This is a genomic window from Algibacter sp. L1A34, from assembly GCF_009796805.1.
Classification (GTDB): Bacteria; Bacteroidota; Bacteroidia; order Flavobacteriales; family Flavobacteriaceae; genus Algibacter.
This window is the reverse complement of record NZ_CP047029.1, coordinates 381255-395496: the sequence shown is the minus strand read 5'-3', so window position 1 is coordinate 395496 and position 14242 is coordinate 381255. Positions and strand designations below refer to the sequence as shown.

Genomic DNA, 14242 nt, shown 5'->3' with positions numbered 1-14242 from the left:
ACCGGAATTAGTATAAAATTTCAAGCTTCTGTTGTGCTTCTACTTTTATTTTTCCAGAATTAGTTAGTGCATTTTCTTGATGCTTGTTGTTTTTTTCGCCCCATAATATAGCAATATAATCAACGGGATTATTTTCAAAACGATTATGGCTTAAGTCAACATTAATAATACCTTTTGTTTTAAGTAGAACTTTTGTTTTTTCATTTTCTGAGCAGTTAGTAAATGAAGAATTACTAACTGTTAAAACGCCTCCAATTGTAGATTCGTCGTATCCTCCTCTAAAAAAGTGGATAACGTTATTCTTTACATTATTAAAGTTACAATTAGTGATAGTAAGCATTTCGGCATTGTAATCTCCTTTTTCTTCAGCAGCCAAAATAATACCATTATTGCAATTTTGTATCGTGCTGTTGCTAAATGTAATATAGTCGGAAAATGATCCTTTAGTTGCTTTTAGAATATAGCCAAAACCTTCAATTGTTGAATTGTTTATATCCAAATTATAAGCAGCAGACATGTTTTCGTCTAATGGTTTAAATGCAGATTGATTGTTTTTCCCTGTTAGAATGATATTGTCTAAATACAGAAAACCATACGGGTGCATTTCAAAAGCGGGTTGGTTTTTAGTACTGTTGAAAATAAGTTTTGTTTTGTTTTTAGAACGAATAATTATTTTTTTATTAATTATTATTGGGTTACTAAAAGTATATGCTTCATCTACTAATTCTATGATATCGCCACTTTTAGCTTGTTCAATTTTTTGAAGAAGATTAGTTTGGGTAGCTTCAATAATATTTGATTCTGCTTTTTTACTTTCTACAGAAAACCATTGAGGCCCATATTTTTTCTTATCTATAATAAATTTTTCGGCGGCACTTATGTTACAAATAGCACCAATACTATTTTGGTTTGTTCTAGAGCTTCCAAATAAATCCGTTTTTATTTTATCAAAGTCGTAGCCATAATAAATACTATCCGTTAAAGCGGCTTGAGCATTTTCTGGTGCAAACAACCACGTATTAATTTGCTTCATTTTAATAGTCTTGTTTTTTAATAATTTTTTTTCTGAAAATGAATTACCATCATTATCTAAAATATTATTATTAAACTGTATGCCATCAATATTGTCATGATTAAAAACAGGTGTTTTATCTGGGTTATGATTAAATATTATATTGTTTGCAATTATGGATCGAACCGGCGGTGCCGAACGAATTTCGCTTGGCGGAAGGACATTTACGCTCTTTAAATTTTGACCAACACCTAATTGCCAAGGCGACTTACAATCTATCCAAGTATTATATGCAATAACAACATCGGTAACTTGTTTATAACGATTTAATGAGGACATAGGAATACCATTCATTACTGCAAGCGGACTTCTGAATTGTTCACCTTTTATTTTATAAAAATAATTATTTGTAATCCAATGGCCTGTGCTTACAAGGCGTATACCTCCATAAAAATCAGAATCTTCTCCACCTATAAAAATGTTACTATCTACTGTTGAAAAGCTGCCATGACGTAATACAAGCGAACCTTCAGATTTGTAAAAAATATTGTTTCTAAAAGTATTAAAATTGGTTTTGTCGGATATAATTTCAACTTCGCCATTACAAGCTTCGAAGTAATTGTTCGAAACATTTACAAAGCCAGATGTCATGGACGTTTTACTGTCTCCAATACGTATGGTTTCTCCTCTTGGTCCTCCTTTTCGTGGGCGCGGTCCAAAATAATTATTCACTATTTGGTGGTAGTTACTGCTGTGTTCATTTCCATCTTGAAAGACTCTTAAAGTTTCTCCATCATTAGATTTTCCGGTAATATAACAGTTTTCTAAAGTGTTGTGTTTTCCGTAGAATTCAATCCATTTATCATTCGTTAATCGGCTTGGTTTTGTGAAATTCTCTATAGCGCAATTAGTTACTCTTGTGTTAAAAGCCGTTTTATCTTCTCCTATTTTGTAACGAATAATACTAGAAGATGGTGAATATCCGTTTTTAAAATATAAATCTTTTATAATAAGATACTCACCTCCTAAATGTAAATAAGATTCACCTTCGATAAAAACTTTCCCTGGAGTTTCGGCTCGTAAAATTATTGGGCTATCTTTATTTCCGTGACCATAGAAATCAATTTTTATATTGGTCCAAATACCATTTGCTAAAATAATTTCATCACCAGCTTTTACATGTTCAATGGCTTTTTTTAGAGCAGTTTCATTTTTTACGTATAGCTTGTTTTCTTCCGATTTAGGGTTTCCATTACAAGAAAAAAAAAGGAATATTGTGGTGAATGCTATAATTATTTGTTTCATTTAGTTGAAATTTTAATTGTAGAAGTTCAAGGTACAATATTTTTAAATGAGGAATTAGTTTAATATTTTTAGATTCTATACTTTTTAAGTAAATATGAATTCGAATAAATTTTTATTATTAATGGAAAATACTCTAGATAGTGCGTTTCCGGTATTAGGGAAGGATATTCCTAAAAGTAAATATACCCCAATAAGTTTATCTGAATCTAACAAAGTATTAAACACGATAGATGTCTCATCGTCTGATAAGTTAGCTCGCTTTGTAAATTCCCATATCAATAAACATAAAGCAATGGTGGCTTATGGCGGTTATTTAGAAGTACGTAATATTTATAAGCGGAGTAAACATTTTAACAGTCAAGCTGAAGAAGAACGAAACATTCATTTAGGAATAGACTTATGGTGTGAGGCAGAAACTCCAATTTACACACCATTTGATGGAGTAATTTATAGCTTTCAAAATAATACTAATTTTGGCGATTATGGACCAACAATTATTTTAAAACATATTATTGACGAAGTCGTTTTTTATACGCTATACGGGCATTTAAGTTTGTCTTCGATAGATAATATAGAAGTTGGAAAAACGTTTATAAAAGGCGATAAAATAGCTATTTTAGGAGATGCTTCTGTAAATGGGGACTATCCACCACATTTACATTTTCAAATTATAAAAGATATTCAGGGGGTTTCTGGCGATTATCCTGGTGTTTGCGCTAAAAAGAATCTAGAGTTTTATAGAAATAATTGCCCTGATCCAAATTTATTATTAAGGTTAGGTATTTAAAAGTGTTTTAAAAAAATGGAATGGATTACTTAACTAAAAGTAATTCCTTTCTCATTTTTTCATCAGCTACAGATTTTTGGTTCCAATATGGAGATTTTAAGCTTTTTTTCAATTTAGCCGTTGTTATTAAGCCATCACCATTATCTTCAGTCCAAGCCATTATTTTAAATGGAAATTGATTTTCAACATCGATAGTAATTGTTCTTTTTTGGCTAGGGATTTCAATCTTATATTTAATAAGTTTTTCCGTTGCCGTTTTTCCAATTAGCGCTTTAACTGGCTTAACTTCTTGATAGGTAAAACGACTTTGTATAATTGATGGTATTAATTCTATTTCTCCTATTGGTAATTCTCCGTTATTAATGCGTATTCGGGTAAAAAGCTCATCTTCTAACAACGTTACTTTTATTTTTCTCTCTAAATCACCTTGAGATTCGAAGTAAGAAAATTGCTTATGGTGATAATTATTATCCTCTAAATTTAATTGAGTAAACGTTATACCACACCATTCTTGTATGCTATTTGTAGCTTTAAGTGTATTAGGGTAATCTTGTGTGTTAATTGGAGTGAAAGTAGATGTTAGTATGGAATAGTCGTAAATACCTGTGTTGAATTTTCGAACATTATTCAATTTCATAACCGTTACATCATCTTCAGGTGTTTTTTTTGGGTTGTCTAATTTAACTTGCTTGCTAGCAGAAAAAGGTTCGGTTACAAAAACAAGAACAACCTCTCCGTCACGGATTTCTCCATATCTTGCTTGTTTTAAATCGTAACTATTTAGCTCTGCTACTCCCGAAAACCAGTAATCATTAAAGTTATTTGCTTTAACTGATTTTGTATTTACTGTAGAATTTTGAGTAGCCTTTTTCTGATTAGAATCACAATTAAGGAATGATAGAAAAATGACAAAAACTAAGTTTATTAATTGAGGATTCATATAAAAAAAATGATTTATTAAAAAAAAACGCTACTCAAGTAAAGTGCTTGATTCGATATTTATCGTTTTATAGTCGTAATAATTTGTATTTGCTTTCGGAATTATTTTAAAGCTTATTGTATTCTAAAGGGTTTAACTCATCAGTCTACAAAATTATTTCGCAAGAGGGTAGCTACTTCAGGTAGATGTGTAATTAATTCTTCAATTACATCGGGATCTGTTAAATCGGTTCTAAAACCTGGTAACATACTCAATTCTGCATCATCAAAATCGGCACAACCCATAGCCCAATTAGTAAAAAGACGATTTTCTACCATGCTATCGCGAATAATTTTTAAATCTTTATGCCGTGGATCTCTATGGAGACGTTCTAAAAGATCGTCAATAACTTTGGGGTCGCCTTCTATAATTTGAAGAAAATAACCTTGTTTATGCATAAGAACGCCACTAATGTTGTCGATAGAATTATAACCTCGTGAATCATGTAGTAGGTCTAATAAATGACGTTTGCTGAATTTTTCCACAGCTTGACTCGAGTAGATAATGCGGCGAAGTATCATATTCAATTATTTAACTTCTAATGTGTCGATAGAGCTTAATGAACAATATTAGAGCTTAGACAAATTTATGATTTTTTTCTTACAAAGTCAAGTGTGGATTTTCTTAATTGTGTATGAAATTTAGATTTGATTCGCTAAAGTTGGTAATGTTTAGTTTTCGGTATTTATAACTACAACCCTTCTATACAAATTGGTTCATTTGTAGGACTTAGTCTAAAATAATATGAGTATAATTCTAATTTATAAATTGTATAAAGGGATTAATCTTAATTCCGGTATAACAACTATACATGTCAGAAGTGTATAAATTAAGAATGAATTGATTTTGTATTGCAATTAATTTAAGAAATTTTCTTTTAAAATACTGGCAACATCAGGTAAGTTCGTAATTAATTCTTCAATCACTTCTGGGTTGGTTAAATCGGTTCTTAAACCTGGTAGCATACTTAGTTCGGGATCGTCAAAATCTGTACAGCCCATGTTCCAATTAGAAAACATTCGTTTTTTTATAGTACAATCATGTAGTATTTTTAGATCCATATGGCGTGGATCTTTTTCTATACGATTAAAAAGATCATGAATCATTATGGGATCACCTTCAATAACTTGAAGAAAATAACCTTCTTTATGCATAAGGACGCCGCTAATGTTATCTATGGAATTAAAACCACGAGACTCATGCAGTAAATCGAGTAGTTCGCGTTTATTAAATAGTTTTACAGCTTGACTAGAGTAGATAAGGCGGCGAAGTGTCATATTTGGGGTATATGATGTTATTAATTTTATAAAGTAAAAATGGAGTTTCGTTTAACTAGCTCTACTAAAACTTAAGCAAATTTATAGTTTTTTTCGGTCGTAATAAACTTTTTATCTTGTTTTTGTGTGTTTTATGGGGTTTTTTAGCCTTTAATCGATGTTTTAGCAAGTGTTAAAGGATTCGTTAAGAAAAGTGTTACCACTGGCGGGAAATAAAGAATATGGATTAGAGTGTTTTATTATGAAGATAAACCATTAGGTATATGTTATGTTGGAACTCCTTTTGGATATGGTTTTTGAGGTGTATACAAATGCTACTGAATTAAATTATTGTGTAGAAGTAGACAAGTGAAAGATTAGCTGCGTGTTTTAGTCACTTTTTTTAGCAAATAAATGACGGACAGGAAATCTTCAAAAACTTTTGTAAGCAAGCTGAAAACTAGTAATTAATTTACATGGTATTGTGCATTGCTAGTCCTGTTTCATTTTCAGTAACACGTCTTTTCCTGTTTCATTTTCTGGATTCAATTCAATTGATTTTTCATACATTTCAATTGATTCTGCTTTCCTATTTGATTTCAATAAAGCTTCCCCATAACTATCAAATGCATTCCAACTATCTGGAAAGAGTATGGTATTCAATTTAAAAATTTCTAAAGCTTTTTCTAATTCTTCATTTCTCAAAAACGTATAAGCCCATTCATTCAAATCACTTTCTGAATGTTTATTTTCCATTTCTGTTTTTTTAGCTTGAATAGATAACTCAATAGCATTATCTAGAGCTTTTTGCAGCAATACGTTTTGTTGATTTTTATCTAGTGTTTCTGAATATGCTTTAATAATTGTATTGATAATTAGCCCTGGATTGTCCTGAAATATCGCATGAGCACTTCCGTAAGCTATAATGTTTTCTACATTATTCTTATGATTATTAAACTCATTGTGAAGCTTTCTCCATCGATTTGAAAGAACCTCTGGAAAACCTGAAAAGGAGTTTTTAGGAAAAATATTGATAACAGGGATACTGTTTGGGAATTCCATATTTCTCATGTGTCGCATTGTTTCATTGAAATTTACATTCAAATAATAGTCGCCTGAAGGTTTTTTTATAGAACTTATATCAACATTGTTGTCTCTCATTGTTAGCAGTTCATCATTCCAGAAATTACTAAGAGTAGCATCTATTAAAACAACCGACTTAACTTTTTTATGATGTTTATGTGCGTACAATAGATTATACAACCCACCGTACGAATGGGAAACCAGAATGATTTCATTGTTATAACCCAACTTTGAAAGACCTGTTTCTAGTTCTGTTATACCATTTTCTATTCCAAAATCCGAATCGTTTTTCAAATTTGGATTTAATTCACTTGTTCCAAAACCAGATCGGTCGTAAGTAATTAATGTAGTGCTAGTAACGTTATAAATTTTTTCTAATATGTTGTTCCAAACAGAAGCATCATTACCTCCACCAGCTTCAAAAAGAATGGGAGTTCCTACTCCTTTTATTATTTTGAAATGCATTTTATACCCACCAACGTCTACTAGCGTATCAAGGGTTTGAGAATGTATTGTTAACGATAAAAAGAAAATTATTAAGAATTTAAAATAAAAATGTCTCATTTGGTCAGCAGTTTAAAGTTAAATAATTTACAACGCCGCGATATTATTTGTTGCTAAGTTATTGTTTTTTTTGAAATAAAATCAAGTTGGTATTTATGGTTGAAAACAAAAAAATCCCAATAGAAACTATTGGGATTTTAGATATTCCGCTTTAGCGAAACAATATGTATAGTGTATTATTCTTCAACTAAAACCCAGTCACCTTTAGCTAAAAGCGGTTCGGCTTGTTTGTATTTAACGGTTTTGTTTTCGCCATTAATAACATGTTTAATAGTAACACGATCGTTACGACCTATTTTTGGCTTATCGCGCACTACGGTTTCCACAACATCCGGTTGGCGTTGTGTATTTCCTGCAGCTCTACTTTGTGCAGAACGTTCGTCTAAATTAGGGATTTCTTCTTTTTGGGTACTTAATTGTTCCTGTTTACGCTCACGGGCTTCCTGAATAGTGTCTTGAGTTTCCTGAGGCAATTCACCTTTAAATAAGAATGAAATTACATCTTTGTTTACCTCGTCTATCATAGTTTTAAACAATTCGAAAGCTTCAAACTTATAAATAAGTAAAGGATCTTTTTGTTCGTGTACTGCTAATTGTACAGATTGTTTCAACTCGTCCATTTTACGTAAATGCGTTTTCCAAGCATCATCAATAATGGCTAAAGTAATATTTTTTTCAAAATCGGTAATTAATTGTTTTCCTTGTGTTTCGTAAGCTTTTTCAAGATCGGTAACTACGTTTAAAGTTTTGGTACCATCTGTAAAAGGGACTACAATACGTTTAAATTTATCACGTTGCGTTTCGTATACATTTTTAATAACGGGGAATGCAGTATCAGCATTACGAGCCATTTTTTCTTTGTAATTCTCGAAAGCAGCTTTATAAATTTTTCCAGTAACCTCTTGAGCAGAAAGTTTTCCAAACTCAGCCTCAGTAACTGGAGAACCCATTGAGAAATAGCGAATTAATTCGTACTCAAAATTCTTATAATCACTAGCTGTTTTATTAGTTTCAGAAATACCTTCCGATGTATCGAAAATCATGTTTGCTAAATCTACACGCAAACGCTCTCCGAAAAGTGCGTGGTGACGACGTTTGTAAACTACCTCACGTTGGGCGTTCATAACATCATCATACTCTAATAAACGCTTACGAACACCAAATTGGTTTTCTTCCACTTTTTTCTGTGCGCGCTCGATAGATTTAGAAATCATAGAATGCTGAATTACTTCACCTTCCTGTAATCCCATTTTATCCATCATTTTGGCAATACGCTCACTACCAAATAATCGCATTAAATTATCTTCTAGAGACACGTAAAATTGAGAACTACCTGGATCTCCTTGACGACCAGCACGACCACGTAATTGTCTATCTACACGACGCGAATCGTGACGCTCTGTACCAACAATGGCTAAACCACCAGCGGCTTTAACCTCGGCAGATAATTTAATATCTGTACCACGACCTGCCATATTGGTAGCAATTGTAACTTGCCCAGATTGCCCAGCTTGATCTACAATTTCGGCCTCTTTTTTATGTTGTTTCGCATTTAATACATTGTGTGGAATTTTGCGAATGCTAAGCATTTTACCAAGCAATTCACTAATTTCTACAGATGTTGTACCAATTAAAACTGGACGTCCAGCTTCAGATAATTTTGTAACATCATCAATTACCGCATTGTATTTTTCACGCTTTGTTTTATAAACTAAATCTTCTTTATCATCACGAGCAATTGGGCGATTTGTTGGGATTTCAACAACATCCAATTCGTAAATTTCCCAGAATTCTCCAGCTTCAGTAACCGCTGTACCTGTCATACCAGACAGTTTGCGATACATTCTAAAGTAATTTTGAAGTGTTACCGTTGCAAAAGTTTGAGTAGCATCTTCAATTTTTACGTTTTCTTTAGCTTCAATAGCTTGGTGTAACCCATCGGAGTAACGACGGCCATCCATAATACGACCCGTTTGCTCATCTACAATCATTACTTTATTTTCCATCACCACGTATTGGGTGTCTTTTTCAAATAAAGCATAGGCTTTTAAAAGCTGATTTAAAGTATGAATACGCTCAGATTTTATTCCAAAATCTTTATATAATTCTTCTTTAAGGTTGGCTTCATCTTCCGACGAAAGTCCTTGGTTTTCAATTTTTGCAACCTCAAGTCCAATTTCTGGTAAGATGAAAAAATCTGGATTATCTTTCCCAGAAATATATTCAACACCTTTGTCAGATAATTCAACTTGGTTATTTTTTTCTTCAATTACATAGTACAGCTCTTCATCAACCTTAGGCATTTCACGGTTGTTGTCTTGCATGTAATAGTTTTCCGTTTTTTGAAGTAGTTGTTTAACACCTTCTTCAGATAAAAACTTGATTAAAGCTTTATTTTTAGGAATACCACGGTAAACGCGTAGTAGTTTTAAACCACCTTCTTTAGTATCGCCATCCTTAATAAGTTTTTTAGCTTCCGCCAAAACACCTGTTAAATATTTACGTTGTACAGATACAATATCATCTACTTTAGGTTTAAGTTCTGTAAACTCATGGCGCTCACCTTGCGGTATTGGGCCAGAGATAATTAATGGTGTACGTGCATCATCTACTAAAACAGAATCCACCTCATCTACAATAGCGTAGTGGTGTGGGCGTTGTACTAAATCGTCTGGCGAATGTGCCATGTTATCACGTAAATAATCGAAACCAAATTCGTTATTTGTACCGTAAGTAATATCGGCGTTATAAGCTTTTTTACGAGCAGCCGAGTTTGGTTGGTGGTAATCCACACAATCTACACTTAAGCCATGGAACTCAAAAATAGGCGCCATCCATGCGCTATCACGTTTCGCTAAGTAATCATTAACCGTTACTAGATGCACACCTTTGCCAGCTAAAGCATTTAAGTAAACCGGTAAGGTTGCAACTAATGTTTTACCTTCACCTGTATGCATTTCCGCAATTTTACCTTGGTGCATGGCAATACCACCAATAAGTTGCACATCGTAATGTACCATATCCCAAGTAATGGCTTTTCCAGCAGCATCCCAAGAGTTTGCCCAAGTGGCATTATCACCATCTAAGGTAACATAACCTTTTTCGCCCGAAATTAAACGGTCGAATTCATTTGCGGTAACAGTAATTTCTGTGTTTTTTGTAAAACGTTTAGCCGTTTCTTTAACCACAGCAAAAGCTTCTGGTAAAATAACGTTTAAAATATCTTCGGTAATTTTGTAAGCATCGTCCTTTAATTTATCTATTTCTAAATAAATATCCTCACGGCGGTCAATATCTTCAGTGTTTTCTGCTTCATCAACTAAGCTAGCAATATTATCGTTTGTAGCTTGCGTTGCATCTGCAATTTTAGCTTTAAATTCAATAGTTTTTGCTCTTAATTGATCGTGCGATAAAGCTTCTAAAGCTGCCTCGTATGTATTAATTTGTTTAACTAAAGGGCTAAGGGCTTTAACATCTTGTTTTGATTTATCGCCAACAAAAACCTTTAGTATAGAATCTAAAAAAGTCATGTTTATTATTTTATATAAATATATTTTCTAGGAAAACCCTAGGTGTTTTTCAGTTAAAAAAATGTGTTGAAACATTCCTTTTTACAGGTCATAAAAAGCACAGAAATATCCACGCCATTACTAGCTTCAAATATACATTTTAGAACAAAAAAAAAGCCCCAATTCGAGACTTTTTAACTATTCTTTATGCTATATTTTTAATATTCATCCTCATTCCACAGATAATCTTCATCTGTTGGATAATCCGACCATATTTCTTCAATCGAATCGTACGAATCACCTTCGTCCTCAATCGACTGTAAATTTTCTACAACCTCTAAAGGTGCACCAGTTCTAATGGCGTAATCTATCAATTCGTCTTTGGTCGCTGGCCAAGGCGCATCACTTAAATAAGATGCTAATTCTAAAGTCCAATACATGTGTTAATGCGTTTAATTTTTTGCAAAAATAAATTTTTAGTTTAAACACACAAGTAAAAAATGAATTATTTAATCATTAATTTTAAGAACGTATCCTTTTGTACTCTAAACAGTTGAAATTTATTATTGCGTTGTTAATAATTCTAGCAATATTTTTGCTTTATTTTTTTTTGGCGTTACCACAAGGGTCGGGCTTTCTCTACTCGCTCCCTTCCGTTGGTCGGGGAGCTCAAACATGCCGTTCAATCCCTAACGCGGTTTCGCTTTCTAACTCAAAATATAGCTTTTTAATTTAAACTTCCAATAAAATAATTTAATATTTTTCAGGAATCCATTTAATTTCATTTGCTTGTAAGTCTAAAGACAACTTTCGTGCCAATACAAAAAGATAGTCCGAAAGTCTATTTAAATACTTTAAAGCATTTGCTTCAAAGGGTTCTAAGTCGTTAAGTGCGGTTGCTAAACGTTCGGCTCTACGGCATACACAGCGTGCTATATGACAAAATGACACTGTTTGATGTCCGCCCGGAAGTACAAAATGCGTCATTTCGGGTAAAGCTTCGTTCATGTTGTCCATAGCCTGTTCCAAAAGTTCAATATCTCCTTTGGAAATCTTCTCGATATTCAAACGATCTTTACCGTTTTTTAAAATAGCTTTTTCAGGATCGGTAGCCAAAATAGCCCCAACCGTGAATAATTTATTCTGGACATGGGTAATTAAATCTTTGTATGTTTCATTAATATCTTGGTCGCGAATTAGCCCTAAATGAGAGTTTAATTCATCTATGGTGCCGTAGCTTTCTATCCGGATGTGGTGTTTGGGTACACGCGTTCCTCCAAATAAGGCCGTGGTGCCGTTGTCTCCTGTTTTAGTATAAATTTTCATAGGTTAAAGGTAATTGTTAAAAAAGAAAATATCAAAAAGATTAATGTAAAAATAAGCTTAAATTTTAAGGCTAATTTATTTAAAGTTTATCATTTCTACCAAGAGTTTGGTTGCTTTTATTTAACATATCTTTAAGAAATCAGGAGTATTCCTAATAATCTCATTATTAAAATAGGGGTATTCAAATAAATTTTGTAATAATTGGTTGTAAGTTAATTAACACTTATAGATTTAAAGTAAAACCTTTATTTTTGCCGGAAACAACATGAAAAAATATAGTTTAATTATGAAAAAAATATCATTAATAGTATTATTGATTATAGGTTCCATGAGTGCCAAAGCGCAGTCGTATATTGGATATCTTACAGATAATTACAGTGGTGTAAATAGCGTTATAGCTAACCCCGCTAATATTACAGATTCTCGTTTTAAAACAGATATTAATTTAGCAGGCTTTAGTGTTTTTGCTGGTAATGATTATTATGGTGTACATCTTTTAGATGCTACCAAAGATGGATACGATTTTGATTTAGATGCAAAAAAATCGCCAACAACTGATAATAATGCGATGGTGAATTTAGATGTTATGGGGCCTGCTTTTATGTTTAACTTAAACAAAGTGAGTTCTATTGCTGTATTTACTAGAGCACGTGCTATGGTAAATGTTGACGAAATTAATGGTGAAACTATCGATGACCTTGATAATGATGATACTACTGATTTTGTTGTTAATGAGGGTGATTTTAATACTTTTGGACATGCTTGGGCAGAACTTGGTGTTACTTACGCTCGAGTTTTAATGGATAATGATCAACACTTTTTAAAAGGTGGTCTTACTGCAAAATTTTTACAAGGTGGTGGTACAGCTAATGCTTACGGTAGAAATGTAACTGTTGACTATACTGAGTTATCTGAAACTATTGAGACAACAGGTTCTATAACTTATGGCCGTGGTGATGATTACGATAATGATAATTACGACTATGAACTTCCTGAAGCTATTGGTTTTGGAGCCGATTTAGGTTTTGTTTACGAATGGAGACCAGATTATGGAGATTACAAAACGACTAATGTAGATGGAGATACGTATTCACATAAATACGAAAATAAATACAAATTAAAATTAGGACTATCTATTACAGATATCGGAAAAATTAATTATAAAGACGCGATTTCTGAAACCTTTGATGTTACAAATACTGTAACTGAAGACGATATTGATAATGAAGATGATTTAAATGGTATTTTAAATAACTTATATACTTTAACAAATAGCAGCGCAGGTTATAAAGTAAACTTGCCAACTGCATTACATTTAAATGTAGATTATAGCTTAAACAGAAGTTTTTACGTAAACTTAAATACCGATTTGTCTTTAGTGTCTAAAGGGAAAGAGAATGCAAGTCGTATTGCTAACGTAGTGTCTTTAACGCCACGTTTCGAAAGTAAATGGTTTAGTTTTTTCGTGCCTGTAAGTGTTGTACAATACAACGGTTTTCAAGCTGGAGCTGGATTTAGAGCAGGACCTTTATACATTGGTTCAGGATCTGTACTTACTGCTTTAACTAGTGATAACTCTAAAGGTGCCGATGTATATGCAGGTTTGAAAGTTCCTGTTTATCAAGGTAAACCAAAAGATAAAGACGGAGATGGTATTATTGATAAATTAGATGGCTGTCCAAAAGAAGCAGGTCCAATTGAAAACAATGGTTGTCCTTATTTAGATAGTGATGTAGATGGTGTTATGGATAACGAAGATGCTTGTCCTGATATAGCTGGTCCAAAAGAAAACAAAGGTTGCCCATGGGAAGATAAAGATAAAGATGGTGTTTTAGATAATAAAGATGCTTGTCCTAATCAAGCAGGCCCAGAAGAAAATAATGGTTGTCCTTGGGCAGATAAAGATGGCGATGGCGTTTTTGATAAAGATGATGAATGTGTTAATATTGCTGGTACAGTAGCTAATAAGGGTTGTCCGGAAGTAACTGTAGAGATTCAAAAAACTTTGAATGCTTATGCTAAAACAATTTTGTTTAATTCAGGGAAATCAACAATAAAATCTGAGTCTAATCAGGTTTTATCAGATATTATAGATATTTTAGGTCAATATCCAACAGCTAAGTTCTCTGTTGAAGGTCATACCGATAGTTCTGGTAGTGATGCCTTAAACCAAAGATTATCAGATTCTAGAGCAAATGCAGTAAAAACGTATCTAGTAGAAAATGGTGTAGATGCATTTAGATTATCTGCTATGGGTTATGGAGAAAGTAAACCAATTGCTAGTAATGAAACATCTAAGGGTAGAGCAGAAAACAGAAGAGTAGAAATTAACTTAGTAAAGTAATTATTCTACAAAAATAATAATTAGATATTTTATTAAAAAAAAGTCTCAGGGTTTAATTACTCTGAGACTTTTTTTTG

General features: G+C 32.6%; 10 protein-coding genes. 2 read left to right on the top strand and 8 right to left on the bottom strand.

The genetic code is table 11. The features are described from left to right. Nucleotides 1-7 precede the first annotated feature (7 nt). Entirely contained in the window at nucleotides 8-2317 is a 2310-nt protein-coding gene (locus GQR97_RS01660) for a chondroitinase-B domain-containing protein (RefSeq protein ID WP_158844446.1), read from the bottom strand. Between the two features lie 121 nt (nucleotides 2318-2438). Here GQR97_RS01660 and GQR97_RS01655 point away from each other — a divergent pair, with 121 nt between their 5' ends. Beyond that, nucleotides 2439-3104 (top strand): peptidoglycan DD-metalloendopeptidase family protein, encoded by a 666-nt coding sequence (locus GQR97_RS01655; protein WP_158844444.1) that lies wholly within the window; start codon nucleotides 2439-2441, stop codon nucleotides 3102-3104. A 25-nt stretch (nucleotides 3105-3129) separates the two neighbouring features. Here the strand turns inward: GQR97_RS01655 and GQR97_RS01650 are convergent, their stop codons facing one another. From GQR97_RS01650 to GQR97_RS01620, 7 genes are all read right to left on the bottom strand, one after another. Further along, a complete protein-coding gene (locus GQR97_RS01650; RefSeq protein ID WP_158844442.1) occupies nucleotides 3130-4044 on the bottom strand; it encodes a hypothetical protein in 915 nt (304 codons plus the stop codon). Nucleotides 4045-4184: 140 nt separating this feature from the next. Then, the gene (locus GQR97_RS01645) at nucleotides 4185-4604 is read right to left on the bottom strand and encodes a BLUF domain-containing protein (protein WP_158844440.1); all 420 of its coding nucleotides are present in this window, start codon (nucleotides 4602-4604) and stop codon (nucleotides 4185-4187) included. 336 nt (nucleotides 4605-4940) lie between these two features. After that, a complete protein-coding gene (locus tag GQR97_RS01640) occupies nucleotides 4941-5360 on the bottom strand; it encodes a BLUF domain-containing protein (RefSeq protein WP_158844438.1) in 420 nt (139 codons plus the stop codon). A 471-nt stretch (nucleotides 5361-5831) separates the two neighbouring features. Further along, on the bottom strand, nucleotides 5832-6986 hold the full coding sequence (locus GQR97_RS01635) for an alpha/beta hydrolase (protein ID WP_158844424.1): 1155 nt from the start codon (nucleotides 6984-6986) through the stop codon (nucleotides 5832-5834). Between the two features lie 176 nt (nucleotides 6987-7162). Next, nucleotides 7163-10516 carry a preprotein translocase subunit SecA gene (secA, locus tag GQR97_RS01630; RefSeq protein ID WP_158844422.1) on the bottom strand — a complete coding sequence of 1118 codons (3354 nt, stop codon included), beginning with the start codon at nucleotides 10514-10516 and terminating at the stop codon, nucleotides 7163-7165. Between the two features lie 197 nt (nucleotides 10517-10713). Continuing rightward, nucleotides 10714-10935 (bottom strand): DUF2795 domain-containing protein, encoded by a 222-nt coding sequence (locus GQR97_RS01625; protein WP_019387375.1) that lies wholly within the window; start codon nucleotides 10933-10935, stop codon nucleotides 10714-10716. Nucleotides 10936-11248: 313 nt separating this feature from the next. After that, nucleotides 11249-11821 carry a cob(I)yrinic acid a,c-diamide adenosyltransferase gene (locus tag GQR97_RS01620; RefSeq protein ID WP_158844420.1) on the bottom strand — a complete coding sequence of 191 codons (573 nt, stop codon included), beginning with the start codon at nucleotides 11819-11821 and terminating at the stop codon, nucleotides 11249-11251. A gap of 286 nt (nucleotides 11822-12107) precedes the next feature. On the opposite strand from GQR97_RS01620, the gene GQR97_RS01615 reads away from it, so the two are divergent. Next, nucleotides 12108-14165: an OmpA family protein gene (locus tag GQR97_RS01615; protein ID WP_158844418.1), complete on the top strand. Its 2058-nt coding sequence runs from the start codon at nucleotides 12108-12110 to the stop codon at nucleotides 14163-14165. The last annotated feature ends 77 nt before the right edge of the window (nucleotides 14166-14242 follow it).